The following is a 26,250-nucleotide window of genomic DNA, read 5'->3' on the forward strand; positions in this document are numbered from 1 at the left end:
AAAAACAGTCTGTCAAGGCATGGGTGGTATGAATGCCACCCATGAAATGCGATCCTGACGCGCAGTCGAATAGTCGGGAAATCAGCACATGCCAGCCTTGGTGAATGGACAATGGATCAAGGGCGACGTCGCCGCCAGTGAAATGAAAGATGGAGCCTTCCACCGCGAACCGACCCGGTTTCGCAACTGGATCACGGCAGATGGCGTGCTCGACAAGGAGGGAACGCCAACCTTCAAGGCTGAGGCCGGGCGCTATCAGCTCTTCGTTTCATATCTGTGTCCCTGGGCTTCGCGGACGCTGATCTTTCGTCATCTCAAGGGGCTGGAAAACATCATCAGCGTTGCGGTTGCCGAGCCCGCGCTCGGTGAAAACGGCTGGACATTCACCAATCTCGTCGATGCCGGGCAAAAAGCGCCGCCGATCCATTATCTGCATCAGCTCTACACCGCCAGCCTTGCGACCTATACCGGCAAGGTTTCGGTGCCGGTGCTGTGGGACCGCCGTGATGGGCAGATCGTCAATAACGAGTCTGCCGATATTATCCGCATTCTGAACGGCGCTTTTGACGGACTGACCGGCGATAAAAGGGATTTCTATCCAGAAAGCCTGCGGCCGGAGATCGAGCGGTGGAACGGCCTCGTCTATGACAACATTAACAACGGCGTCTACCGCGCCGGCTTTGCAAAATCACAGGCAAGTTATGACGAAGCCGTGCGTGATGTCTTTGCGGCGCTTGATCGCGTGGAAGCCCATCTGGCCGATCATCGCTATCTGGCGGGGCAGTACCTGACCGAGGCCGACTGGCGGCTGTTTGTTACGCTCGTCCGGTTTGATGCTGCCTATAATGGCGTCTTCAAATGCAACATCCGGCGGCTCGAGGACTATCATCATCTCTCGCATTATCTGCGAGAGCTCTATCAGTTTGAAAACGTGCGCGAGACGGTGAAAATCGATCATATCAAGGCGGGGTACTATTCCATCGCCTCTGTGAATCCGACGGGTATTGTGCCTGCCGGTCCATTGATTGATTTCGACAGGCCGCATGATCGCGAGCGCCTGATGGGTAAGGGTATTGTCATGCGCTAATGCGTCGAAGGACAGGATTTAGAACAAAGAAGCCTGATGGCCGGATGAAAATGTCCGGCCATCGGGCTTTTTGCATTGCAGCACAATTTTCCCTGTTTTTTGGCTTGTCAGGAATACCCATATGTGAAAATAATATTTACAAAAGAAGATGGAGGAGGCGAGGACAATGAAACACCCGTTCGATTTCAGGTGTCTGAAACAGCGCGGAACTGTGCGCGAAGACCGCGGCGGGGTGCGGGTGTGACCGGGTTTTCACCGACTGTCGGCGTCTCGTCGACGCATCCGAAGAACATGCCGGCCGATCATGCGGCTTTGCCGGTCTGGAATGCTGAAAACTGGTTTTACGAGGATTGGCCTGTCGGACAGAAAATCCGTTCGCTTCGGCGGACGATTTCGGAAAGTGACAGCCACCTCTTCAACACGCTGGTCACTGACATCCATCCCTATGTGCAGGACCAGATGTTTGCGGAAAGCGAAGGCATTTTCGGCAGGCGGCTCGTCGCCGGTGCCTTTGTCTTTTCCGCCGGGCTTGGCCTTGTTGCGACCAACTGCGTCAACGCCTTTTCCTATGGTTATGACAAGCTGCGTTTCATCAAACCGGTGTTCCTGAACGATACGATTTATACGATCAGGACCAATCTCGATAAGCGTCCGCGCTACAAGGATTTGGGGCTGATCCGCGCCAGCTATGAAGTGTTCAAGAACGAAGGCGAGCTCGTCCTCTACTGCGAGCATCTGCAAACGGTGAAATACCAGAATCCCGCCGATTTTATTGGAAAGACCGAGAAGTGATGACCACGGACAATGCTGATCTGCCGCTTGCCGGCCTGCTCGTCGTTGATATGAGCCAATTCCTGTCGGGCCCCTATGCCTCGCTGCGCCTGATGGATCTCGGCGCGCGGGTCATCAAGATCGAGCGCCCCGACGGCGGCGATCTCTCACGCCGGCTTTATCTTAGCGATACCGAAATCGGTGGCGACTCGACGATTTTTCACGCGATCAACCGTGCCAAGGAAAGTCTTGCGATCGACCTGAAAAGTGAGAGCGACCTTGCTTGCCTGCGAAAATTGCTCGGCAAGGCCGATGTCCTCATCCAGAATTTCCGCCCCGGCGTCATCAAGCGACTGGGACTGGATTACGACGCGGTGAAAGCCATCAATCCGCGGCTGGTCTATGCCAGCATCAGCGGCTACGGCGAGGAGGGCCCTTGGGTGAGCCGTCCCGGGCAGGACCTGCTGGCGCAATCGCGCTCCGGCCTGATGTGGCTGAACGGCGATGAAAGCCAGGGACCCGTGCCATTCGGGCTTGCGGTCGCCGACATGCTGGCGGGTGCCGCCACAGTTCAGGGGGTTCTTGCCGCCTTGGTGCGGCGCGGGATCAGCGGAACCGGCAGCCATATCGAAACAAGCCTGCTGGAATCGCTGATCGACTTCCAGTTCGAAGTGCTGACCACCCATTTGAATGACGGCCGCCGGCTGCCCAAGCGCTCCGATTTTCGCAGTGCGCACGCCTATCTCTCCGCCCCATACGGCGTTTACCCGACCAAGGACAATTATCTGGCCCTTGCAATGACGCCGTTGCCCAAGCTCGCTGATCTTCTCGGTCTGGATGAACTGGCACCCTATCGCGATACGCCCGCCAGCTGGTTTACCGCCCGGGATGAGATCAAACGCATCATCGCTCAAAAACTCGCCACGCGGGAGACCGAGCACTGGCTTTCGATCCTCGAACCCGCTGATATCTGGTGCGCGAAAGTGCTGAACTGGGAAGAGCTGATGGCAAGCGAGGGCTTCAAGGTTCTCGATATGCTGCAAAGGGTGGAACGGGCGGATAATGTTTCCATTCTCACGACGCGGTCGCCTATCCGGGTCAACGGCAAGCGGGCAAAATCCGACCGTGCCGCGCCGCGCATTGGCGAACACAGCGAGGCGATCCGCAAGGAGTTCGGTCTGTGAGCAGCATTACATTGAAAGGCATGACGTGGAGCCATCCGCGCGGCTACGACCCCATGGTTGCCTGCTCCAGGCTCTGGCAGGAGAAGACAGGCGTCACAGTGGAATGGGCCAAGCGTTCACTGCAGGATTTTGAGTCCTTTCCAGTCGAGGAACTGGCGCGAACCTATGATCTGATCGTCATCGATCATCCGCATGTCGGGCAGATTACGGCAGAGAACTGCCTCGCCCCGCTGGATGTTGCCGGCCGGGAGGCGGAGCGCCGCGCGCTGCTCAAGGGCAGTGTCGGGCAATCCTATCCGAGCTACCGCTGGCAGGGACATCAATGGGCATTTCCGATCGATACGGCAGCGCAGGTCTGTGCCTGGCGCCCCGATCTTCTGGAGCAGTCACCCGGCAGCTGGGACGAAATGCTGGCTCTCGCCCGCGCAGGCAGGGTTCTTCTTCCGCTCCGGCCGCCCCATTCGCTCATGACCTTTTACACCCTGAGCGGAAACATGGGGACGCCCTGCGCCACGACAACCGGAGAGCTGATCGAACGGCAGCATGGGGTTCGTGTGCTGGAAATGATGCGCGAGATCAGTGCCCTCGTCGATCCCGCATGTTTCGAGATGGATCCGATTGCCGTGCTTGAACGGATGGCCGAGGCCGGATCGGCGGTCGCCTGTGCACCGCTGATCTATGGCTACGTCAACTACGCCATTCCGGGATTTCGGCCGCATCTTGTGGCCTTTGCCGACATTCCAACCGCGGGCAACAGCGGGCCAATGGGTTCTGCCCTCGGCGGAACCGGGATTGCCGTTTCTGCCTTTTCCGAACACCGGCAAGCGGCTGTCGATTTTGCCTACTGGATTGCAAGCGGCGATGTCCAGCGTGGTCCCTATGCGCACACGGGCGGCCAGCCGGGGCATGCTGACGCGTGGGAAGACGAGGCGGTGAATACGGCGACGTCAGATTTCTACACCGCAACGCGCTGGACACTGGAAGCGGCGTGGGTGCGCCCGCGCCACAATGGTTACATGGCCTTTCAGCAATCCGCGTCGGATTGCCTTAACGCGGGTTTGCGCGGGCACAGTGGGGCGGAGACCATTGTTGATGATCTCAACGATCAATTCCGCCGGAGCTTCGATAGGTAATGTCAGCCCGTCTTGCCGGCGCGCATTTGTCCGGAGCGGCCATACTCGCTCGGGCAAATACCGATGCCGCGCTGGCATTCGGGCGGGTTTTTCCCCGTAATCTCGGTTTGCCGCGGCGTCCATGTCGCATAGGTTGAGCCACAGGCAGACAAAGCCAGGCCACAGAGGAGTGTCGCGACAGTGATGAATTTCATTCTAAGACCTCAACCCAAACAATGAAGATCACATCTGCCGCAAATGGAGCTGAATGTCAAAGCAGCAAGGGTGTGTGCCGGGTGGATTGCGTCAGGCGTATCGCTTTTCGGGCCGGGTGTCCGTTCCGTTGACGTCCGGATGGGCATTGACGGCCGTGATCACCGCAAGAGCGGCGAGTGAGTTTACGCTGCGATTGCCGCGGTTGAATGCGGTCATCACGGTCTCCGCGATAATCCTCGCTTCGTCATCGGTGCTTGACTGCACGAGAAGGGTGGCAGCGGCCCTGTTGTAGGCCGCCAGCATCAGGTCCCAATCATCCTGCGAATAGGCTGGCTCTGGAGGATTTGTGAAAGGCATGGGGAATAGTCCTTTCCTGAATCGAATGAAATCCCGCTTGGGAAAAAAGCTAGCCCTTCAAATGCGGCATGGCAATTCGAAACGATTTGTTGCGGCTGCGGAAGAGCTTACCGCAGTGCAAACAGACGAGCGGTATATCGGAATATGGCAGATACCGTCACGGGTATTGAGCCGGCTTCCACGGCCTGCGGGACGCCGGTCCCAAGCCCGCTACATCGTGTTTTCAGCGTTTGTTCTGGCTTGGATGTGCCGCGAAAGCCGGGCCCATCTCTGGCTGAACCAGGGCGTGACAAGTGAAACCTTTTCAAAGTGTTGGCTGGAGAAGGACGGCTTGGTCTCCTCGAACGTCCAGACCTTGAAGTTCGTCAGCTGGTGCGGCCCGAATGTATAGATAAGAGGGATATCAGCGGCGTCCCGCCCACGGGCAACAACAATGCGGCCAATACGGCGCTTGTTATGGCGCGCGTCGAATGTGTGCCACTTGCCGCCGAGGTAAACTTCGAACCAGGCGTTGAAATCCATGGGGGCGGGATCGGCGGGAACGCCGATATCGCCCATGTATCCGTTGACGTAACGGGCCGGAATGTTCATGCAGCGGCAGAAGGCCACGGCCAGATGCGCAAAGTCGCGGCATACGCCGACCCGCTCTTCATGCGCTTGCGCGGCGGTCCGCGTGGCCCGGGCAAAACCATAGCTGAACGTCAGGCGCTGATTGACGTAGTCACAGATCGCCTGAACACGTGTCCAGCCCGGCTCCACCTGACCGAAGAGGTTCCATGCCAGATTGCTGAGCTCGTCCGTTTCGCAGTAGCGGCTTGCCGACAGAAAGGCCAGACACTCGGTCGGCAGCTTATCGACGGTCAGTTCCCGGGCATCGCCGTCAACAGGGTCGGGTAAGCCGTCATCCCGCAGCACCGCGTCGTATTTCAACGATAGGTTTCCGGCCGGAGCCAGAAGGCGCAGGCAATTATTCCCGAAGAGATCGCGAAAATTCTCCAGCTTCACACCGGGTGTTGCGACGGGGCCGCGTTCACAAACAATGTCGGAAAGCCGGTCCGACTCCAGATTCAGATAGGTCGTCATAGGTGTTGGTTCGTTGCATTGAATAGCAATTTCATATCCGACACGGATCAACATGGCGCATCCTTTTGGGGTTTTGAGGAAAACGCGACGATGGCGGTTTGGGTTCCTGTCCGGCGAAATAAAATATCGCGCGAGGACGTCCCTGCAGGTCTTCAGCTTTTGTTGACCATAGGCCGGTAAAATCTGAAACGAATGCGCGTGAAGCCCGTTATGCCCAGAGAGCGCCATCGCGGAAAACCGGTGGATACCCGCAGGACAGGCCGCTTCGAGGATTGGGTGCGCGTTGGAAGGTGAATGCCAATCTTGCTCCAGAAATGGTTGGGAAGGCCTATGGCAGTAAAACACGGAACAACGCATCGACGGGTCGCCGCTGTCGTCCGCGCGCAGATCACGCGGCAGGAGTTCCGCAATGCGGTACAATCTTCCCAGCCGTCTCAGGCCGACCGGGAACTCCCGTCCCAGCTAGTCAAGCTGCTCAAACGCCTGGAGAAGGCCGAGAAACCCAAACGATAGTATTCCTGTGAAAAGCCCGGTTCAGTTCCGGCTGGCATCCTGCATGACCTTGCTCTGTGAGGCGAGGTGCGGGTAACGGCCATATTTTGCCGTGTGGTGGACAAAGCTGCCAAACGACAAGGCAAACGCCAGGAAGATGAAAAAGACGATGCCAAGACGCTGTGCAAGCATGACGGATACCCCCCTGTGTAACTGGTGCAACAATATGCGGGGCAACCTGAACAGACGTGGAATCCGTCGTTCATCCAGCGTTTCGATTTGTTAAAAGTCTATGAAATTTTCGGTTGTGCCGGGGGTATTCCGGCCTTGCCTGCGGTGTCGGGCGCGGCTGCGGCAGCCGGTTTTCTGACCGACCAGCGGTGATGCAGCCGTGCCAGCATCAGGTAGATGACGGGCGTCGTGTAGAGGGTCAGAACCTGCGAGACGATAAGGCCGCCGACGATGGTGATGCCGAGCGGGCGGCGCAGCTCCGTGCCCGGACCGGTGGCAATGATCAGCGGTATGGCGCCCATGATTGCGGCGAGTGTTGTCATGAGGATTGGGCGGAAGCGCTTGAGGCACGCCTGGTAGATGGCCTCTTCGGCCGAGAGACCGAAAACCCGTTCGCCGTGCAGGGCGAAATCCACCATCATGATGCCGTTCTTCTTGACGATGCCGATCAGAAGGATGATGCCGATGAAGGCGATCAGTGTCAGGTCCGTGCCTGTCACTACCAGCGCCAGCAGGGCGCCAAGCCCGGCAGACGGCAAGGTGGATATGATGGTCAGCGGATGGGCGAGACTTTCATAGAGAATGCCCAGCACGATGTAGACCGTCAGCAGGGCTGCCAGGATAAGCAAGGGCTGGCTGCCCGTGGATTGGGTGAGCGATGCCGCATCGCCGGCAAATTCCGCATGCAGCGAATCCGGAAGATGCATTTCGAGCACAGCCGCCTGCACCGCATTGTTTGCCTCTTCCAGTGACGTTCCCAGAGCCAGATTGTAGGAAATGGTGACGGACGGAAACTGGCCCTGATGGTTGACGACGAGAGGTGCCAGCGTGCGCTCGATCCTGGCCACGCTGCTGAGTGGCACCTGAATTCCACCGGTTCCGGTGACATGCAGATTGGCGATCTGCGCGGGGTCGCGTGCATAGTCATTGTTCGCTTCGATCACCACGCGGTACTGGTTGCGTGCGGAATAGATGGTTGAAATCTGCCGTTGCGAAAAGGCATTGTTGAGCGCGCTGTCTATATCGCCGATTGCTACCCCCATCCGGGCTGCGGCAACGCGATCAATGGTGACATTGGCCTGCAAGCCGTTCGGCTGGCGGTCAGTCGCAACGTCGGTCAACCCCGGTTCCTGCTTCAGGCGGTCGAGTATCTTTGGCGCCCAGGTGACCAGTTCGTTGTAGTTGGCATCCCAGAGGGTGAACTGATATTGCGACTGGGTGGAGCGGCCGCCGGCACGGATGTCGCCCGGTGAAAAAAGGAAGGTCGAAAGGCCTGCCACGGATGCAAGCGATTTGCGCATGCGGTCGATGACGACAGCGGTCGGGTCGCGTTCTTTCTCCGGTTTCAGTGAAATCAGCAACTGTCCGCGATTGACGCCGGAGGAAAAACCGCCGCCGCCCACCGAGGAGCCAACGCCCGCAACCGCCGGGTCCTGGCCCGCGATCTCCGCGGCCTGCCGTTGCAACAGCACCATGGCCGGATAGGAGATGTCGGTGGAAGCCTGCGTGCCACCCATGATGAAGCCCGTATCGTCCTGCGGGAAAAAGCCCTTGGGGACCTTGACGTAGAGAAAGACCGTGATGGCCACGCAGGCAAAAATCACAAGAACAGCCAGGACCCGGTGATAGAGAACGCTCTTCAGGGTGCGGCCATAGAAACCGATAACCGCATCCAGCGTGCCTTCGACGAGACGGCCGAAAATACCCGGGCGTGCATCGGTGTCATGGGCCTTCAGTCTGTGTCCGCAGATCATGGGCGTGACGGTCAGCGACACCACGGTGGAAACCGCAATGGTGAATGCAAGCGTCAGCGAGAACGTCTGGAAGAAACGGCCGACAATGCCGCCCATGAAGAACAGGGGAATGAAGGCGGCCAGCAACGACAGGCTGATGGAGACAACGGTGAAACCGATCTGCCGCGCGCCTTCGAGCGCCGCGCGCATCGGCTTCATGCCCGCTTCTAGATTGGCATAGATGTTTTCGATCATCACAATGGCATCGTCGACAACGAACCCGACGGACACGGCCAGCGCCATCAGGGAAAGATTGTCGATGGACAGGCCCCAGGCCCACATGGCGGCAAAAGTGCCGGCCAGCGACAAGGGCACCGTGACACCTGCCGCAATGGTCGGTGTCGCGCGCCGCAGGAAAACCATGACGACCGCCATCACTAGGCAAATGGTTGCCAGAAGGGTCCACTGCATATCGTTGACGCTGGCATGGATGGTCGTGGTGCGGTCCGAGAGGACGGCAATGTCGATGCCCGGAGGGATCAGCCGTTTCAGATCGGGCAGCAATGTCTTTACCGCATCAACGGTGGTGATGACATTGGCATTGGCCTGCTTCGTGATGTTGAGAAGCACGGAGGGCTTGCCGTTATACCAGGCATCCGAACGGCTGTTTCTCACGCCCTGGTCGACAGTGGCGATATCGGAAAGGCGCACGGCAGTTCCGTCGCCGCTGCGGATAATGACGCGGCCGTAATCCTCCGGCGTTTTCAGCTGCGCATTGGTGCCGATCGAGAAGGCAAAATCAGCGCCGTCGATAGAGCCGACCGGCTCGGCCACGTTGGCGTTGGTGATCGCGGTGCGCACATTGTCGAGTGACATGCCCATGGCGGCCAGCCGGTCGGGATCGAGGCGGATGCGCACAGCGGGCTGATCAGCGCCGCTGGCCGTCACTTCGCCGACGCCGTCGACTTGCGAAATGCGCTGGACGATAACCGTGTCTGCCGCATCATAGATGGCGCTGGCAGAGACCGTATCCGACGTCAGCGCCAGGATGAGGACAGGTGCGGCTGCCGGGTTGACCTTGCGGAAACTGGGCAGCGTCGGCAGATCGGACGGCAAGTCGGTTGCCGCCGCATTGAGCGCGGCCTGCACATCCTGTGCCGCACCGTCGACATCGCGCGACAGATCGAACTGGACTGTGATGTTGGTCGATCCGAGCGAACTGACCGAGGTCAGTTCGGTAACGCCGGCAATGGAGCCCAGGCGGCGTTCCAGCGGGGCGGCGACGCTGGCGGCCATTGTGGCCGGATCGGCACCGGGACGGCTGGCCGACACGCGGATTGTGGGCAGATCGACCGAGGGCAGGCTGGCGACCGGCAGAAAGCCATAGGCGACAATCCCGAGGATCAGCAGCCCCAGCGCCAGAAGCGTGGTTCCAACGGGTCTGCGGATGAACGGGTCCGAAATGTTCATAGGGCGCCGTCCGTTTCAGGGGCGGGCGTGCCGGTCGGCCGTCCGACGATACGGCTGCGCAGCCGTTCGAAACCGAGATAGATGACGGGCGTCGTGTACAAGGTCAGAAGCTGGCTGAGGACGAGGCCGCCAATGATGCTGATGCCGAGCGGGATACGCAGTTCCGATCCTGTCCCTTGGGCAAGCGCCAGCGGCAGCGCGCCGAAGAGCGCCGCGAGCGTGGTCATCATGATCGGGCGGAAGCGCAGGATCGACGCTTTGACAATCGCCGCGCGCGGATCCAGCCCTTCGGTTCGTTCCGCCTCGAGGGCAAAATCGATCATCATGATCGCGTTCTTCTTGACGATACCCATCAGCAGCACAATGCCGATGAGCGCGATGATGGACAGGTCCTGGCCGAACAGCATCAGTGCAACCAATGCGCCGACACCCGCCGAGGGCAGTGTCGACAGGATGGTAATCGGATGGATCGCACTCTCGTAGAGCACGCCAAGCACGATGTAGATCGTGACGATAGCCGCAAGGATCAGCCATGGCTCACCCGCCAGAGAGCTGGCAAACTCGGCGGCATCGCCGGAATATTGCCCGCGGATGGAGTCGGGCAGGGCGATTGCCCTTTGCGCCGCTTGGATCGCGGTGACGGCATGGCTGAGCGATGCCCCAGGAGCAAGGTCGAAACTGACCGTAACGGCAGGAAACTGTTCGTCATGGCCGATGACCAGGGGAGCCGTCGTGAACGAGGCAGTGGCAAACGCGCTCAGTCGCACCTGCGTACCGTTGGCGCCGCTGACATAAAGTTTGTCCAGCGATTTCGGGTCTGCCTGATATTGCGGCGAGGCCTCGAGGATGATGCGGTATTGGTTGGCCTGTCCGTAAATGGTGCCGATCTGGCGCTGCCCGAAGGCATCATTGAGGGTGTCGCTGACCGCCTGCATCGACACGCCAAGCCGGGAAGCGGTTTCTCGGTCGACATTGACGAAGATGCGCCCGCCGCCCATTTCGACTTCCGAAGCGACATTGATAAGGGAGGGATCGCGCTGCAGTTCCGTTGCAAGCCGCTGCGCCCAATTGACGACAGTCGCCGTATCCGTGCCGGTCAACGTATATTGATAAGGTGCACGGCTGGTCCGGGTGCTGATGCGGATATCCTGCACGCTTTGGAATGTGACCTGCACACCGGGAATACCGGTGGTTTCGCCGCGCAAGCGATCGATGATCTGGGTGGCGGAATCCGACCGCTGGTCCTGCGGTTTCAGCACAAGGCTGAGCGTGCCCGTGTTGGGCGTGAGATTGGTCGTGCTGGTTCCGACGACGGAAACAATACCGGCGACGTCGGGATCGTGCTGCAGCCTGTCGGTGACGATAGCCTGGGTCCGCTTGATCGCCTCGAACGAGGTTGTCGGCTCGGTTTCGATGATCGCCGTTATCAGCCCCGTATCCTGCGAGGGCAGGAAGCCTTTGGGAATAATGACATAAAGCGCAACGGTTGCCGCCAGTGTGATGGCTGTCAGCAGCAGCATGAGCTTGCTGCGGTCCAGCGCCCAGAGAAGGCTGCTGCGGTAACCCGCTATGATCCGGTCCATCCCGCGATCGATGCCATGCAGAATGCCGCGGCGTTCGCCTTCGCTCTTGCCGTGCAGGATGCGGGCGCACATCATCGGCGTCAGCGTCAATGAAACCACGGCCGACACGATAACCGCTATCGTCAGCGTCAAAGCAAATTCGCGGAACATGCGCCCGACAATGCCCGTCATGAAGAGCAGCGGAATGAACACGGCGATCAGCGAAACGGTCAGCGATATGATGGTGAAGCCGATTTCGCCCGCGCCCTTGAGCGCTGCATCCAGCGGGCCTTCGCCATCTTCTATGTGACGCACGATATTCTCGATCATCACGATGGCATCGTCGACCACGAAACCGGTGCCGATGGTGAGAGCCATCAAGGAGAGATTATCAAGGCTGAACCCGGCAAACCACATCACGCCGAATGTCGCCACAAGCGACAGCGGCAGGGCAACGCCCGCAATGATGGTGGCCCGGACAGTTCGCAGGAAGATGAAGACGACGAGGATGACGAGCGCGACGCTGATGGCGAGGGTCAGCTGCACGTCATGGATCGATGCGCGGATGGTATTGGTCCGGTCGTTCACCACATCCAGCGTGACACCCGCCGGCAATGCCTGTTTGAGCCGCGGAATCTGCTGCAGCACGCGCGAGACCGTATCGATGACATTGGCACCCGGCTGGCGCATGACGTCGATCACGACCGCCGGCTGCCCCTGGTACCAGGCGCCGACACGGGCATTTTCCAGCCCTTCAACAACCGTCGCCACGTCCTTGAGCAGGACGGGGGAACCATTCTTGTACGTCACGATGATCGCGTTGTAGTTCTGCGGATCGACGATCTGGTCATTGGCCGAAATGGTATAGGACTGATGGGTGCCATCAAGCGCGCCCTTGGCGCCGGCGACGCTGGCATTGGTGATCGCCGTGCGGATGTCTTCAAGCGATATGCCATAGGACGCAAGCCGCGGCAGGTCCGCCTGTATCCGCACCGCCGGCCGTACGCCGCCCTGGATATTGACATTGCCGACGCCCGTGACTTCGCTCAGGCGCTGCGCCATCATCGTGTCGGCAAAATCGCTGAGGTTACGGATCGAATAACTCGTCGAGCGCAGGGCAAGCGTGATGATCGGCGTATCGGCGGGGTTCACCTTCGCATAGGTCGGCGGGTAGGGCAGGGTTCGCGGCAGCATGGAACCGGCGGCGTTGATCGCAGCCTGCACATCCTGCGCTGCCCCGTCGATATCCCGGTCGAGATCGAACTGGAGGGTCACCTGGCTGATGCCGAAAGCGCTTGATGAAACCATCGACGAAAGGGACGGGATTTGCCCCAGCTGCCGTTCGAGCGGTGCGGTAACGAGCGAAGCCATGGTGTCGGGATTGGCGCCCGGCAGCTGCGTCGTCACCTGGATCGTCGGAAAGTCCACCTGCGGCAAGGGGGCAACCGGCAGCGCGAGATAGCCGAGGATGCCGCCGAGCAGGACGGCAATCCCCAGCAGCGAGGTTGCGATCGGACGGTGGATGAAGGGGGTGGAAACACTCATTTCGCGGTTCCGTTGTCAGCCTCTTCGCCGTTTGCGCCAGCATTCTTCTGGTTGCGCCGTTTGTGTTGCCGTTCGCCGCTGTTGGGTGCGCCCGCCGGTTGTTTGTCATCCGCCGCCGGGGTGCTGTCCGGTGCAGGCGCGGCCCCCTGATCCCCGGCGCTGGTCACCTGCACCTTGGCGCCATCCTGCAGGCGGGCAAAGCCGGTGGTGACAATGCGGTCGCCGGCTGCGACGCCATCGGTAATGACTGCCTGCACGTCGTCTTGCTGTCCCACGGTGACCGGGCGCATGGCAACCGTATCGCCCTGCTGGAGCAGATAGACAAAGGTTCCCGATGGCCCGCGCTGCACCGCTGCGGTGGGGACGACAATCGCGCCGCTCAGTGTCTGGACAAGCAGGCGCGCATTGACGAATGCGCCGGGCCAGAGAACGAGTTTGTCATTGGGGAAATTGGCCTTCAGCTTCACCGTTCCCGTTGTCGGATCGACCTGATTGTCAATGACGGCAAGCGTGCCGTTGTCGATGACGGTTTTGCCGTCTCCGGAAATGGCTTGCACAGCCAATGTGCTGGCCGAACTTGCCCGGTTGATCTTGCTCAATTGCTGTTGGGGAATGGCGAATTGCACCGATATCGGCTTGATCTGCGAGAGTGTCACGATGCCCGTCGCATCGGAGGTGCTGACGATATTGCCGATATCGACATTGCGGATGCCGGTGCGCCCGTCAATGGGCGCGCGGATGACCGTGTAGTTGAGCGTTGCCTGGGCGCTTTCGATGGCGGCCTCGTCGGATTTGATCTGCGCTTCGTATTGCGCCACCAGCGCGCGCTGCGTGTCTGCCTGCTGCTGGGTGCCGGCATTGGTCTGGGCAAGCTTGGTATACCGTTCGAGATCAAGCTTGGAATTGGCAAGCAGTGCCTGATCCTGTGCCTTCTTTGCCGTCGCCTGGTCGAGCTGTGCCTTGTAGATCGCATCGTCGATGCGGGCGAGCACGTCACCCGCCTTCACGTCCTGCCCCTCCTGGAATTCGATGGCCGCCAATTTGCCGCTGACCTGCGAGCGCACCACCACGGAATTGAGAGGCCGCACCGATCCGACGCCATCGATATAGACCGGGACATCGGCGGATTTGGCGTCAGTCACCAGGACAGGCGTGGGGCCGAGGCTCTGTCCGCCACCGCGCCGTGACCCGCCCCGGCGTCCGGTGTCACTCTGGCCGCCGGATGGTGCGGCAGCATTCTGCGCCGCAACGCCCAGACCATTTGTCCACCAGCGATCCCGCGTCACATAAGCGCCTGCACCCAGCGCCGCAATGACCAGGATCGATACCAGGACACGCGATTTCGATACCATTCATTCACCTGTTCTTGTCATCCCTCGAAAGGGCATAAGTTAAACAGGACATTAGCGGGTATTGGGGTTGCTTGGAAATTGCCGCAGCCATTAAATTTTGTCCATATTTGAGCCGCTTTTGCTTGCGTCCATACGCCGTTCAAGGCTAGGAACAATCCGAAACAGATCGCCCTTCTCAAGGTGCCACTTGCTGACTGCCACACGGCTCTATATTGCGTCTTTCGCCCTGACGCTTGTCGCCCTCTTTGCCGTCCTGCAGCTAGGACTGCTTTCGGCTCTGCTATCCGGACTTCTTGTCTACAATCTTGTTCATCTGGCCGCGCCCCAGCTCGGTAAACTGGGTGTTTCCAACAGCTTGACGAAGACCCTGGCGCTGGCCCTGCTGGCGATCATTTTCATTCTTCTGATCGTTGCCGCCGTGGTCAGCGGACTCGGACAATTGACCAACGGCACCGAAGGGGTTGTCTCGCTGTTCAAGAAGATGGCTGAGATCATCGATACGGCGCAGGTTCACCTGCCGGACTGGGCGAAGGCGTATTTCCCGGCCAGCCTCGATGAACTGGAATCCATGGCGGCCAAGTGGCTACGCGAACATGCCGGCCAGCTGCAGCTTGTCGGGCGCGATTTCGGTGTCCTGATCGTTCGCGTCATTGTCGGCATGGTGATCGGCGGCATGATCGCGCTGAGCACGGTGAATGTGTCGCGCGAGCCGGGCCCTCTGGCTGTCGCGCTGGTCGAGCGGGCCAGCCTCCTCAGCGGCGCGTTCCGCAACATCGTTTTCTCGCAGATCCGCATTTCGGCACTGAACACGTTCCTGACGGCGATCTACCTCGTCGTCATCCTGCCGATCCTTGGCGTGCACCTGCCGCTGGTCAAGACCATGATCGTGGTAACCTTTGTCGCTGGTCTCCTGCCGGTCATCGGCAACCTGATCTCCAACACCATCATCGTCGTTGTGGGTTTGAGCGTGTCGTTCATCGCTGCCGTCGGCTCGCTCGCCTTCCTCGTCATCATTCACAAGCTCGAATATTTCCTGAATGCCCGGATCATCGGCGCCCGCATCAAGTCCCGCTCCTGGGAACTGCTGCTCGCAATGGTAGTGCTGGAAGCATGGTTCGGCGTGGCCGGTCTCGTCGCCGCCCCGATCTACTACGCCTATCTGAAGGACGAGCTGACGCTGCGCAAGCTCATCTAATCCGCCGGGTCGGTTGGGCTGCGCGCAAACAGCTGTTCGAACCCGTCGACATATTTTTCAAAAAGCTTAGAGAAGATTTCAATGTCTTCGGGCGACCAGTCGGCGACCACGCTTTCGACAATGGACTGCTTCAGCGCGTGAAGTTCGGCGACCAGCCGTTGTCCGAGCGCCGTCATGACCACGACGATCCGCCGTGCATCGTTCTGCGAGGCCTTGCGGCGCAACACGTTCTTGGCAACCATCTCGGCCACGATGCGGCTGGCGCGCGAGGGGTCGATCCGCAGGGTTTCGGCAATGACGCCGACCGTCACCTCGCCGGCAAGTTCGCCGCGGCGGACCGCATCGAGAACGTCGAGATGGGTCAGTTCAAGGCCGGGCGCCAGCTTCTGTATTGCAAGACGGGCAATCACCCGCCGGCCGGTCATCAGCCGCATGCGGGTCATCACCCGCCCGATGCGCAGGAGATCATCATTCGACCCGGTTTGCGGGGTTTCAATTTTTTGTGTCGTCGTGATTTCTGTCATGATTCCAGCATAACAGATGCCTACCAGCATTAAAATATGCAAAAGGCATTAAAGTGCGATTGACATATGTATGCTAATAGCACATAAATTGCGCCAATCAAAACCGGATACCCCGCTCCATGAACATGACCAACTCGTTCGAGCCGCTCGTTGCGGACCCGCGCAAGCGGCTGATGCTTTTCTTCTTCCTGATGGCAGCCATGTTCATGGCCGTGCTCGACAACCAGATCGTGTCAACGGCGCTGCCGACCATTGTCGGCGAGTTCGGCGAGCTTGAGCGCTTCGCCTGGATCGGCTCGGCCTATCTGCTTGCCGTCAGTGCGGTGATGCCGGTCTATGGCAAGCTGGGCGATCTGTTCGGGCGCAAATATGTGATGATCGCCGCCATATCCATCTTCACGCTGGGTTCGGCGGTCTGCGGTCTTGCCATTTCCATGAATACGCTGATTGCAGCGCGCGTGCTGCAGGGCCTCGGCGGCGGCGGCGTCATGGTCTCGATTTTTTCTGTGACTGCCGATCTGTTCGAGCCGCGCGAGCGTGCCCGCTACCAGAGCTATATCAGCCTTGTGTTCATGGCGTCCGGCGCCATCGGCCCTGTGCTCGGCGGCACGATGAGCGACCTGTTCGGCTGGCGTTCAATCTTCCTGATCAACCTGCCGATCGGCATTGCCGTCATTGCCGGGCTCGCCTTCATGCTGCCCTACCGCAAACCGGCACGCCGGCCGAAGATCGACTATGCCGGTGCCATCCTGCTCGCCCTGACCACGACCAGCCTTGTTCTGGCCGCCGATGGCGCCCAGCTGTTCGGTTCGCTGCTGGCACCCCAGACTGTTTCGCTCGTGGCATTTGCCGTCCTTTGCGCCACGGCATGGATCCTGGTCGAGCGCAACGCGCCCGAACCGATCATTCCATTGTCGCTGTTCCGCAATTCGACCTTCACCCTGTTCCTGATCATTTCGATCGCCAGCGGTTCGATCGCCATCGGCATGGTCAATTACTTCGCCTTCTTCCTGCAGACCACGACGGGCCTGTCCCCGTCGCTCGCCGGACTGCTGTTCATCCTTCTGACGGGTGGCATTGTCGGCGGCTCGCTTCTGACCGGCCGGCTGATCTCGACCACCGGCCGCTACAAATACCTGTCGGTGGCCAGTCTCACGCTCAGTGCCATTGCCTTTGGCCTGCTTACTCAGGTGCATGCGGGAACGCCTGTGGTCATCATCGGCCTGTTGATGCTCATGCACGGTGCCGGCATTGGCATCGGACAGCAGCTTCCGATCATCGGTGTCCAGAATGCAGCGGGCAGCCGCGACGTCGGCGCCGCGACCGGTTCCGTGTCGCTGGCCCGCATGGCCGGTGCCTCGATCGCCATATCAGCCTATGGCGCGATCATCGCGGCCAACCTGCCGCACGGTGCCGGTGCCATTCCCGGCGTCAGCAATATCGGCGAGCTGACGCCCAAGATGATGGCGGCGCTTCCCGAGGGAACGCGCCGGATGCTTGCCGACAGCTATGCCGCTGCCTTCACCCCGTTGTTCCTGACGGCGGCCTGTATCGCCCTGTTCGGACTGCTGATGGCATTGCTCCTGAAGCCGGTACAATTGCCCGTGGCCTCTGCGGCCAAGAAGCTGGACACGGCCGTGGCCGAGGCGGCGGAATAGGAGAGGTTCCGCCGTTCATTTGTCTTCCCGGCAGCCCCATTGCAGCCATGACGGAAAAATGCTGATCTTTCCCTGCGCAGGCATGCTGCCTTGTCATGGAGAGCAATCATGAACCTCAAGACGTTTCTTCTGTCGCTGGGACTCCTTTTTGCCGCTGGCGCGGCGGCTGCATCCGCCGCCGAGCGCTGGGAGCAGTTGCCGGATCCCGCACCAATGCCGGTCGCCGTGAAAAGCGGCATCGCCCCGGTCAATGGCATCCAGATGTATTATGCGGTCTACGGTTCCGGATCGCCCGTACTGCTCATTCATGGTGGGCTCGGCTACAGCGATATCTGGGGCGGGCAGGTGGCTGATCTTGCCAAGGACCACATGGTCATTGTCGCCGACAGCCGCGGCCACGGGCGCTCGACCCGCAACGCCGATCCTTTCAGCTATGACCTGATGGCGTCGGACTATCTGGCCCTGCTCGATTATCTCAAGGTGGACAAGGCGGCGCTGGTCGGCTGGAGCGATGGCGGTATCATCGGCATCGACATCGCCATGCATCACCCGGAACGTCTGACAAAGGTTTTCGCGCAGGCCGCCAACACCAAGGTGGACGGCGTCAAGCCGGATGTGCTGCAGAACAAGACCTTTGCCGGTTACATCGACAAGGCGGGCGGCGTTTACCGGAAAATCTCGCCGACACCGGCGGAGTACGATGCTTTTGTCGAGCAGATCAGCGGCATGTGGGCCAGCCAGCCGAACTGGACTGATGATGACCTGAAGGCGATCAAGACACCCATTGCCGTCGTCCTTGGCGATCATGACGAGGCGGTCAGCCGCGAGCACACGGACTACATGGCCAAGACCATTCCCGGTGCCAGGCTGGTGATACTGGACGATGCCAGCCACTTCGCCATGCTCCAGGACCCGGCGGGCTACAACAAGGCCGTGCGCGATTTTATTGACGAATAGGCCGGTGTACGCTCGGAGGATGCATTGTCTAGTCGTCGTGCAATCAATTGCGAATACGGTGCGTAGTAAAATTCAATTTAGAAGGCTTTGTGTATACTGTCTTTTTAGCTTTGTTTTGTGCCATACGAAGGTAGATAGGGTGTAGTGGACACAGTTTAATAGAGGCCAATGCCTTACAACGGAACACCCTATGCAGGACATTGAGCTTCTCAACGGTATTTCATGGCATCTTGAGTGCATGGTTCTGGCTGCGACCGCAATTGACAATTTCCGACCACCGGCGGACGGAACTCAAATGCGAATGTATTATTCGCTTTACCTCACTAATTTGATTTCAGCGATTGATATGGTGTCTGAGTTTGAGCCAAAGTCGCCAGATTCAAAATTTAAAAAAGCTTTGGAGAATAACCTCAAGACTTCCAATTTTTCGGGAGCTGACGTGCTAGATTACTTACGTGAACTTAGACATGGAATTGTTCACCGCGGAGTGGACCCTACTAGCGGCGGCGTAGTCATTGGCAATGTAGTTTATGCTACAGCCCCTGAAGTACGGAACCGCAGTAACAGCCGCCATTATACTGCACCTGCTCATTTGCTACGTGACATATTCATCCACTGTGAAATTGGTGCCAAGCCAATTATTGAACGCTTCCTTGAACCCAGTATTGAGAAAGTCACCTCTGCAAAGCCAGAGGCAATGCTTAAGGACATGTTTAACGCTATTGAGCTGGTTCCGCACATGCCGAATTGGGTGAAGGAAATGGCATACAAAAACACAGATTCGGAAATGTTGATAAAGGCCCGAACTTATTTTATTCAAAAACTGCGTGGGCTACTCAAACCGCCCATTGGCCACCGCATTACCTAAGCAGTCATTCTGAAGCTACCTGCAACACGTGCCCCGCAGATCAAGTATCTCAAATGGGCACGGTGATATCGTACGGTCTCACTACCCCCATCATTTCCTTCCAACCCCTTCCACCCGCTTCACTTTCCCATTATGGTCCGCGATGAGACCGGTCGAAACGGATCGGTCTTGGGGCTTAGAAACCCCTCACGAAGCGGTTGGCATCAACCGCAATGATGTCTCCTCAGCCCTATGGCCGGGGAGGTCTCGGCGTATGTCCAGAGCTTCGGCTTAAAGGCCGTGGCGGTCGTCTTGCGGCGGCTTTCTAACTCCCCGGTCACCAGAGGCTAAACCTCGGGTGACCACTTTCCTCGCGAGACAAGGGAGTGAACATGGACAACTACAATTTCTGGTCAGACCTGCTCGATACGTTCCAATCCTCGCCCGATTGGATCAAGGCGCTGTGGCTGCTGATTCCGCCCGCCTTCACGCTGGCGCTCGTCGCCTTGACGCTGCGTTTCCGCATCGAGAGCAGGAAAGTGGAAAAGCGTTTTGACGGTGAGCTTGTCTATTCCATTCACCGCGACGCGGGCAACCAGCTGCATGTCGTCAGCCATATCCCGCTTGCCGGAGGCAACACACCACTGCTGCTGCTCGATCCCGCTGAAACCACAGAAGCGGCGCGCGACCTCACCGGCAAATAGGACAGGCATTTCTCCGATAGAAAAATCAGGCCGGGTTTGCGCAGTCCATCATCGGGACTGTGGGACTGGGAGAATGGCGGCCTCCAATTTGGAGGATTGTGCAACAAGCCTGCAGGATTGCGCTACTGCTCTGGACGTGCTTGCGGCATAGCTGGTTGCCCGACACATCTCGTCATCTCAAAAGGAATCATTCATGGCTCTTGCTAAAGGCTATGCGGCAACCGACGCCTCCAAACCGCTCACCCCGTTTGTCTTCGAACGGCGGGAACCCAATGACGATGACGTCGTCATCTCGGTAAAATATTGCGGGGTCTGCCACTCCGATATCCATCAGGCACGCGACGAATGGGGTGGCTCCAAATTCCCCATGGTACCGGGTCATGAGGTCGCCGGGATCGTGGCGGCCGTTGGCGCAAAGGTCACGAAGTTCAAGAAGGGCGACCGCGTCGGCGTTGGCTGTTTCGTCAATTCGTGCACGAAATGCGCGGCGCGCGATGCCGATCTCGAGCAGTACATGCCGGGCATCGTCCTGACCTACAATGATGTTGAAGCCGATGGTGTCACGCCCACCCAGGGCGGCTACTCGGATTCCATCGTGGTCAAGGAGGGTTACGTCCTTTCCATTCCGAACAACCTGCCGCTCGATGCCGCCGCGCCGCTGCTGTGCGCCGGCATCACGCTCTATTCACCGCTGCGGCACTGGAAGGCGGGTCCGGGCAAGAAAATCGCCATTGTCGGCATGGGCGGACTTGGCCATATGGGCGTCAAGCTGGGTCACGCGATGGGGGCGGAGATCACGGTGCTCAGCCAGACCCTGTCAAAACAGGATGACGGGTTGAAGCTCGGCGCAAGCCACTATTATGCAACCAGCAATCCCGAAACGTTCAAGACTCTTGCGGGAACCTTTGACGTCATCATCTGCACAGCGGGTGTGGCGATTGACTGGAATGCCTATCTCGGTCTGCTCAAAATCGACGGCACCATGGTCCTCGTCGGGGCACCGGAGCATCCGGTTCCGGTCAATGCCTTCTCGGTGATCGCCGGACGCAAGAGCCTCGCCGGATCGGGCATCGGTTCGATCAAGGAAACCCAGGAAATGCTGGATTTCTGCGGCGAACATAACATCGTTGCCGAAATCGAGACCATCGATATCAAGGATATCAACGAAGCCTACGAGCGCGTGCTCAAGAGCGACGTGCGCTACCGCTTCGTCATCGATATGGCCACCCTGTAATAATCGGGTGGCTTGCCGGAGGGCGGTTGAAGACAGCCGCCCGTCCGGGAAAAATGCGGTGCATCACTGTGCCGGTGTAAACACCGCGCAGGGCACCGCAATGCCGCGCAGCCGGTGCTCGCCGAGCGGAATCAGCGGCATCGTGGTTTCCGCGGCGAAGGCGCCCGAAAGCAAGACGGTGTGGCCAAGCGGGCGGCACAGGCCCTCCAACCGGCTGACCAGATTGACGGCGGGGCCGATGGCGGTGAAATCCAGCCGGTCGGCCGTGCCGATATTGCCCCACAGCATCTCGCCGAGATGCAGTGCCGTGCCGAACGACAGCGGCGGCACCCCCCGCGCGGCGCGGTCGCGGTTGAGGTGGTCCATCCCGGCACGGGCAGCGGCGACCGCACGCAGCGCCGCGCCGCAGGCGCCGGCAGCATCACGCTCGCCAATCGGAAAAATTGCCAGAACGCCATCGCCGATGAATTTCAGCACCTCGCCGCCAAAGGCATGGACGGCACCGGCGATCCGGTCGAACCACGCGTCGAGTGCGGCAATCACGTCCTTCGCTCCTGTTGTCTCCGACAATTCGGTGAAGCCGCGAAGATCGGCGAACAGCAAGGCGGCCCGGATGGTCTCGCCCGGCTCGCGCCGCAAACGCCCGGCCAGGACCTGCGTCGCGCTGCGCCGGCCGAGATAGGTGGTCAGGAGTGCGGCCAGTGTCGAACGCGCGGCCAGCAATGCCAACGGCGCAGCGGCAAAGCGGGCGGCCTGGCGCAGCAGGTCCGACTCCTCCCCGGTCAGCGGGCGGTGCGCGGCCCAGCCAAGCACGGCACCGTTGGCGAAATCCTCCTGCACGGTATTCGTCCCGAGGCTGGCCAGCCAGTTGCCGGCAAGGTTGGCGTCCTGGGGCTCGGCTGGACCGGCCAGGCCCAGCGCCTCGATCACCTGTCCCGTGTCGGCGCGCCACAGCCAGGTGCGCCGTCCAATGACCGGATGGGGTGCCGCCTGGGTGAGCGTGCCGCCGGCCAGCGGCAGGCCGTCGGCGATGAGCCGGGCCGCGAGCGCCGTCAGAAAGGCATCGCCATCCGGCATACCGGTCGCTTCGTCGACGAGAAAGGAAAGAGCGGACGGCAACTGCATGCCCGCCATCATGCAGCGATGCCGGGTCCCTGTCATCCGCTTTTGTTTCTTGCGCGAAATCCCGATTGGCTTACATTGCGCGATGCCGAAGTGAGTGTGCGTCCTGTTGGGAGGAGATCGCCGATGACCGAGACGCTTCGCAATGAAATCGAGATTGCCGCCCCGCAGGCGACGGTCTTCGCCTTCCTCACCGATCCGGACAAGATCCTGCGCTGGATGGGGACGAAAGCGACAATCGAGCCGCATCCCGGCGGGATTTATCTCCTCAGCATCAACGACGCGCACACCGTTCGCGGTCAGTTCACCGAGGTGATTCCTGTCCATCGCCTCGCCTACAGTTTCGGCTGGGAAGGGCATGAAAACGTGCCGCCGGGATCGAGCCTGGTCGAGATCGACCTCATCGAGAAGGAGGGAGGCACGCTGGTGCGCTTCACCCATAGTGGGCTGCCGGACGAGACGGAACGCGTCAACCACGAAAAGGGCTGGAACCACTACCTGCGCAGGCTGGTGGTGGCGGCAGCGGGCGGCGACCCGGGACCGGACAAGCCGCTCAGTTCCTGAGGCTCGCGGACAATTGCGATGGCACACCATGCGGTGTGTGACCATGCAAGGGACATGCCCAAGGAAATCCCGTCACAATTGTAACTCCCATGCTTTCGGTATCCGGCCCTAAACTCAGGACCGGTAAGCAACATGTCGCACCGGCAATGACGGACGACAGGCAACCGACAATCGAAGGAGAAGAATGATGACATCTCATATAACTGGAACGCGCGAAGAATGGCTGGCTGCACGGATCGATCTGCTCAAGGATGAGAAGGATCTGACGCGGCGCAGCGACGCGCTGACACAGCGGCGCCAGGAACTGCCCTGGGTTCGCATCGACAAGGAATACCGGTTCGATACCGATGCGGGAAGCGCCTCGCTGGCGGATCTGTTCAAGGGCCGTTCGCAGCTTCTCGTCTACCACTTCATGTTCGGACCCGACTATACCGCCGGCTGCCCGTCCTGCTCGGCGATCGCCGACGGGTTCAACGGCATCACCGTCCATCTGGAAAATCATGACGTCGCCTTCTCGGCGGTATCGCGTGCACCGCTGGCGAAACTGCAGGGTTTCAAACAACGCATGGGCTGGAATTTCCCATGGGCTTCGTCGTTCAACACTGATTTCAACCAGGATTTCAGCGTCTTGTTCACAGAGGAGCAGCAGCACAACGGCGGCATAGAATACAATTTCCGCCGGGAACCGGCGGCGCCCCAGTCGCCGGCGGGCAAGACCGTGCAGCAATGGAAGCTGCGCGGTGAAGAAGGGCCGGTCGATCTGATGGCGGCCATGACAGGCACCGATGCTGCCACCTTCACCCGTGACCGGCCGGGGCTGAGCGCCTTCGTGCTCGATAAAGGCGTCGTCTACCACACCTATTCCAGCTATGCGCGCGGCCTCGACGGCATCTGGGGCATGTATCAATGGCTGGATCGTGCGCCGTTCGGCCGGAATGAGAACGGTGTCTGGTGGCGCCATCACGACAAATACGGTCAGGGTTGAACGTCGATGTTCCGCCCGGACTCCGGCAGCGCTTCCGATCCCGGCCTTGCCGGCTGGCTGCGTCTCGCCGCAGCACCGACATTCGCCGTCATGGCGCTCGTCACAGCCCTCTCCGGCGACGCCGGCATGATCTGCTCGGCGATGCAGAATGCATCACCCTTCAGCGGCATGACCCTCATGTATGTGCTGATGAGCATTTTCCATGGGATGCCTTGGCTCAACCTGCTGGCACGGCTGAGACATGGTGCTGCCCGTCAAGTTTGATCCAGAGCGGGCAAACAACATCAATCCGGCGCGCGGTCTCGCGCGCCGGCCTCGAAAACCGGGGTAAACATCAGGTCAGCGGGATGGCGAGACTCGCCTTGACGCGGTCCATCACCACAACCGTGCGGAAGCGTTTGACATTGTGGTTGGCAAAGAACAGCCGCCGGGTCAGGCCTTCATAGGCGGCCATGCTGGCCACGACGATCACAAGCATGAAATCTGCCTCACCGGTGACATAGTAGCATTGCTGCACCTCCGGTGCCGCGGCAAAGCTCTTTTTCGCCGCATCAATCAGATCGATGCGCTCGCTTTCCACCTCCACTTCGACAAGGATCGTGATCGGCTGCCCGAGCCGAGCGGGGTCGAGGACGGCAACATTGGCCTGAATGACGCCGCTTTCCTCCATGCGCTTGATCCGGCGCTGCACCGCCGGAGCGGAAAGGTTGACCGCTTCGCCGATGACCCGTTGCGGCGTTGCATTGTCCTTCTGCAGGATATCGAGGATCGCAAGATCGAAATGATCGAGCTCGGCTGGCGCGGTCGGCCGTGGTTTGGCCATGGAACACCTCATTCATGCAACAAACTTGCGCAAGCCAAGCCAAATAAGAGCGCTTTTCTCGCTTCAAGCGCACTATAAATGCGCAAACGGCAGGAGTGAAAGAGCAATGTTGATCCTTAACCGGCATCCCAGCCACAATGAGCCGCTCGACCCGCGGGACGCGGAGACCCTTGGTGTCGACGCCGCGGCGGAAGTGGAACGGTATCTGTCCCACCGGGACAATCACGTGCCGACGCCGCTGCATGCACTGCCCGCGCTGGCCGCCGGTCTCGGCATCGCCGCGCTCCACGTCAAGGATGAGGGCGCGCGCCTCGGTCTCGGCAGCTTCAAGGCGCTGGGCGGCTCTTATGCCGTGATCCGGCTCGTGCTCGAGGAAGCGGAGCGGCAATTGGGACGCGCCGTGGATATTGCGGAACTCCACACACCGCCCGTTCGCGCCATCGCCAGCGGCATGACCTTCGGTTGCGCGACCGATGGCAACCACGGCAAGTCCGTCGCGGCGGGGGCCCGGCTTGTGGGTGCGCAGTCGGCAATCTTCGTGCATGCGGGGGTGAGCGATGAACGGGTGGCGGCCATTGCCCGCTACGGCGCCGAGATGATCCGTGTCGACGGCACCTATGACGATTCCATCCGGGAGTCGGCGCGGGTATGCGCGGCCAATGGCTGGACGGTTGTGTCCGACACCTCCTGGCCGGGTTATGAACGCATTCCCGGGCTGGTGATGCAGGGCTACACGGCCATCATCCGCGAAGTCTTGCGTGCGCTGCCGCAAACGCCAACCCACGTCTTCGTGCAGGCCGGTGTGGGCGGCGTTGCCGCGGCGCTCGCAGCATATCTGTCGCTTGTTCTTGGAAAAGAACGTCCGGCCTTCATCGTGGTCGAACCGGCCCGCGCCGCCTGCATTTTTGCCAGCGCCCAGGCGGGCGAGGTCGTCAAGATCGCCCACGGCGAAGCCACCGTCATGGCGATGCTCGAATGCTACGAACCGTCACCCGTGGCCTGGCGTATCCTCTCGCGTACCGCCGATGCGTTCATGACGGTTGAAGAGGACGGCGCTGTCGCGGCGATGAACCGCCTGGCCCGGCCGCTGGGAAAGGACATGGCCGTCGTTGCGGGCGAAAGCGGCGGCGCCGGTTTGGCTGGCCTGCTCGCTGTTGCCGAAGATCATGATCTGCGCAAAGCCATCCGTCTTGATGCCGGTTCGCGCGTGTTCATTGTCAACACCGAGGGGGCGACGGACCCGGAGCGCTATACGCAGCTCGTGGGTCTGGCGCCGGAGATGGTTTTGCGCGCTGCAAGCTGATCCTGCGTGGTTCGACAAGCTCACCATGAGGAAGATCGGGGACTGCAGGGAGCCATCTTCTGCAACGGTTCCGATTGGCCTTGTCACCAAATCACTCCCTCATGGTGAGCTTGTCGAACCACGCAGAGCCGGGATGCCA

The 26,250-nt window shown here is 60.0% G+C and carries 24 protein-coding genes; 14 read left to right on the forward strand and 10 right to left on the reverse strand.

Features of this window, described 5'->3' with window-relative positions; genetic code table 11:
* Nucleotides 1-88 precede the first annotated feature (88 nt).
* The 4 genes from ACZ5FP_RS05325 to ACZ5FP_RS05340 all read left to right on the forward strand — a co-directional run bounded on the left by ACZ5FP_RS05325 (nt 89) and on the right by ACZ5FP_RS05340 (nt 4,175).
* Nucleotides 89-1,087: a glutathione S-transferase family protein gene (locus ACZ5FP_RS05325; RefSeq protein ID WP_464662577.1), complete on the forward strand. Its 999-nt coding sequence runs from the start codon at nt 89-91 to the stop codon at nt 1,085-1,087.
* Between the two features lie 240 nt (nt 1,088-1,327).
* Nucleotides 1,328-1,879: a MaoC family dehydratase gene (locus ACZ5FP_RS05330; RefSeq protein ID WP_223611979.1), complete on the forward strand. Its 552-nt coding sequence runs from the start codon at nt 1,328-1,330 to the stop codon at nt 1,877-1,879.
* On the forward strand, nt 1,879-3,042 hold the full coding sequence (locus ACZ5FP_RS05335; protein WP_464662578.1) for a CaiB/BaiF CoA transferase family protein: 1,164 nt from the start codon (nt 1,879-1,881) through the stop codon (nt 3,040-3,042). Before ACZ5FP_RS05330 ends, ACZ5FP_RS05335 begins: the two co-directional genes overlap by 1 nt.
* 20 nt (nt 3,043-3,062) lie before the next feature.
* The gene (locus tag ACZ5FP_RS05340; protein ID WP_464663183.1) at nt 3,063-4,175 is read left to right on the forward strand and encodes an extracellular solute-binding protein; all 1,113 of its coding nucleotides are present in this window, start codon (nt 3,063-3,065) and stop codon (nt 4,173-4,175) included.
* Nucleotides 4,176-4,177: 2 nt separating this feature from the next.
* Here the strand turns inward: ACZ5FP_RS05340 and ACZ5FP_RS05345 are convergent, their stop codons facing one another.
* From ACZ5FP_RS05345 to ACZ5FP_RS05375, 7 genes are all read right to left on the reverse strand, one after another.
* On the reverse strand, nt 4,178-4,369 hold the full coding sequence (locus ACZ5FP_RS05345; RefSeq protein ID WP_346306109.1) for a hypothetical protein: 192 nt from the start codon (nt 4,367-4,369) through the stop codon (nt 4,178-4,180).
* Nucleotides 4,370-4,460: 91 nt separating this feature from the next.
* A complete protein-coding gene (locus tag ACZ5FP_RS05350; protein ID WP_403169698.1) occupies nt 4,461-4,727 on the reverse strand; it encodes a hypothetical protein in 267 nt (88 codons plus the stop codon).
* A 210-nt stretch (nt 4,728-4,937) separates the two neighbouring features.
* Nucleotides 4,938-5,864 (reverse strand): transglutaminase-like domain-containing protein, encoded by a 927-nt coding sequence (locus ACZ5FP_RS05355; RefSeq protein WP_464663184.1) that lies wholly within the window; start codon nt 5,862-5,864, stop codon nt 4,938-4,940.
* 480 nt (nt 5,865-6,344) lie between these two features.
* Nucleotides 6,345-6,494, reverse strand: coding sequence for a hypothetical protein (locus tag ACZ5FP_RS05360; protein ID WP_464662580.1), 150 nt, complete (start codon nt 6,492-6,494; stop codon nt 6,345-6,347).
* 98 nt (nt 6,495-6,592) lie between these two features.
* Nucleotides 6,593-9,736 carry an efflux RND transporter permease subunit gene (locus ACZ5FP_RS05365; RefSeq protein WP_464662582.1) on the reverse strand — a complete coding sequence of 1,048 codons (3,144 nt, stop codon included), beginning with the start codon at nt 9,734-9,736 and terminating at the stop codon, nt 6,593-6,595.
* Complete coding sequence (locus ACZ5FP_RS05370; protein ID WP_464662583.1) at nt 9,733-12,843, reverse strand: efflux RND transporter permease subunit; 3,111 nt, start codon at nt 12,841-12,843, stop codon at nt 9,733-9,735. Before ACZ5FP_RS05370 ends, ACZ5FP_RS05365 begins: the two co-directional genes overlap by 4 nt.
* The gene (locus ACZ5FP_RS05375) at nt 12,840-14,195 is read right to left on the reverse strand and encodes an efflux RND transporter periplasmic adaptor subunit (protein WP_464662585.1); all 1,356 of its coding nucleotides are present in this window, start codon (nt 14,193-14,195) and stop codon (nt 12,840-12,842) included. The genes ACZ5FP_RS05370 and ACZ5FP_RS05375 overlap by 4 nt, the downstream gene beginning before the upstream one ends.
* 187 nt (nt 14,196-14,382) lie before the next feature.
* Between ACZ5FP_RS05375 and ACZ5FP_RS05380 the strand changes: the two genes are divergently transcribed.
* Nucleotides 14,383-15,390 carry an AI-2E family transporter gene (locus tag ACZ5FP_RS05380; RefSeq protein ID WP_464662586.1) on the forward strand — a complete coding sequence of 336 codons (1,008 nt, stop codon included), beginning with the start codon at nt 14,383-14,385 and terminating at the stop codon, nt 15,388-15,390.
* Here ACZ5FP_RS05380 and ACZ5FP_RS05385 read toward each other — a convergent pair.
* On the reverse strand, nt 15,387-15,914 hold the full coding sequence (locus tag ACZ5FP_RS05385; protein WP_464662588.1) for a MarR family winged helix-turn-helix transcriptional regulator: 528 nt from the start codon (nt 15,912-15,914) through the stop codon (nt 15,387-15,389). The two genes, ACZ5FP_RS05380 and ACZ5FP_RS05385, sit on opposite strands and share 4 nt — an antisense overlap.
* Nucleotides 15,915-16,033: 119 nt before the next feature.
* On the opposite strand from ACZ5FP_RS05385, the gene ACZ5FP_RS05390 reads away from it, so the two are divergent.
* From ACZ5FP_RS05390 to ACZ5FP_RS05410, 5 genes are all read left to right on the forward strand, one after another.
* Complete coding sequence (locus ACZ5FP_RS05390; protein ID WP_464662590.1) at nt 16,034-17,572, forward strand: MDR family MFS transporter; 1,539 nt, start codon at nt 16,034-16,036, stop codon at nt 17,570-17,572.
* A gap of 108 nt (nt 17,573-17,680) precedes the next feature.
* Nucleotides 17,681-18,529 carry an alpha/beta fold hydrolase gene (locus ACZ5FP_RS05395; RefSeq protein ID WP_464662591.1) on the forward strand — a complete coding sequence of 283 codons (849 nt, stop codon included), beginning with the start codon at nt 17,681-17,683 and terminating at the stop codon, nt 18,527-18,529.
* Nucleotides 18,530-18,719: 190 nt separating this feature from the next.
* A complete protein-coding gene (locus ACZ5FP_RS05400) occupies nt 18,720-19,397 on the forward strand; it encodes a hypothetical protein (protein WP_464662593.1) in 678 nt (225 codons plus the stop codon).
* 371 nt (nt 19,398-19,768) lie between these two features.
* The gene (locus ACZ5FP_RS05405) at nt 19,769-20,080 is read left to right on the forward strand and encodes a hypothetical protein (RefSeq protein WP_464662594.1); all 312 of its coding nucleotides are present in this window, start codon (nt 19,769-19,771) and stop codon (nt 20,078-20,080) included.
* 193 nt (nt 20,081-20,273) lie between these two features.
* The gene (locus ACZ5FP_RS05410) at nt 20,274-21,314 is read left to right on the forward strand and encodes an NAD(P)-dependent alcohol dehydrogenase (RefSeq protein WP_464662596.1); all 1,041 of its coding nucleotides are present in this window, start codon (nt 20,274-20,276) and stop codon (nt 21,312-21,314) included.
* Between the two features lie 63 nt (nt 21,315-21,377).
* Here the strand turns inward: ACZ5FP_RS05410 and ACZ5FP_RS05415 are convergent, their stop codons facing one another.
* Nucleotides 21,378-22,439: an adenylate/guanylate cyclase domain-containing protein gene (locus tag ACZ5FP_RS05415; RefSeq protein WP_464663185.1), complete on the reverse strand. Its 1,062-nt coding sequence runs from the start codon at nt 22,437-22,439 to the stop codon at nt 21,378-21,380.
* A gap of 123 nt (nt 22,440-22,562) precedes the next feature.
* On the opposite strand from ACZ5FP_RS05415, the gene ACZ5FP_RS05420 reads away from it, so the two are divergent.
* The 3 genes from ACZ5FP_RS05420 to ACZ5FP_RS05430 all read left to right on the forward strand — a co-directional run bounded on the left by ACZ5FP_RS05420 (nt 22,563) and on the right by ACZ5FP_RS05430 (nt 24,249).
* The gene (locus tag ACZ5FP_RS05420; protein ID WP_403169728.1) at nt 22,563-23,000 is read left to right on the forward strand and encodes an SRPBCC family protein; all 438 of its coding nucleotides are present in this window, start codon (nt 22,563-22,565) and stop codon (nt 22,998-23,000) included.
* Between the two features lie 187 nt (nt 23,001-23,187).
* Nucleotides 23,188-23,985 (forward strand): DUF899 domain-containing protein, encoded by a 798-nt coding sequence (locus ACZ5FP_RS05425; RefSeq protein ID WP_464663187.1) that lies wholly within the window; start codon nt 23,188-23,190, stop codon nt 23,983-23,985.
* Between the two features lie 6 nt (nt 23,986-23,991).
* Nucleotides 23,992-24,249 carry a hypothetical protein gene (locus ACZ5FP_RS05430; protein ID WP_464662598.1) on the forward strand — a complete coding sequence of 86 codons (258 nt, stop codon included), beginning with the start codon at nt 23,992-23,994 and terminating at the stop codon, nt 24,247-24,249.
* Between the two features lie 70 nt (nt 24,250-24,319).
* Here ACZ5FP_RS05430 and ACZ5FP_RS05435 read toward each other — a convergent pair whose 3' ends face one another.
* Nucleotides 24,320-24,808, reverse strand: a complete 489-nt coding sequence (locus tag ACZ5FP_RS05435) for an Lrp/AsnC family transcriptional regulator (RefSeq protein WP_464662600.1) — start codon at nt 24,806-24,808, stop codon at nt 24,320-24,322.
* Nucleotides 24,809-24,914: 106 nt separating this feature from the next.
* On the opposite strand from ACZ5FP_RS05435, the gene ACZ5FP_RS05440 reads away from it, so the two are divergent.
* Complete coding sequence (locus tag ACZ5FP_RS05440) at nt 24,915-26,111, forward strand: diaminopropionate ammonia-lyase (protein ID WP_464662602.1); 1,197 nt, start codon at nt 24,915-24,917, stop codon at nt 26,109-26,111.
* Nucleotides 26,112-26,250: the final 139 nt, after the last annotated feature.

This window comes from Phyllobacterium sp. T2-21 (genome assembly GCF_055378485.1).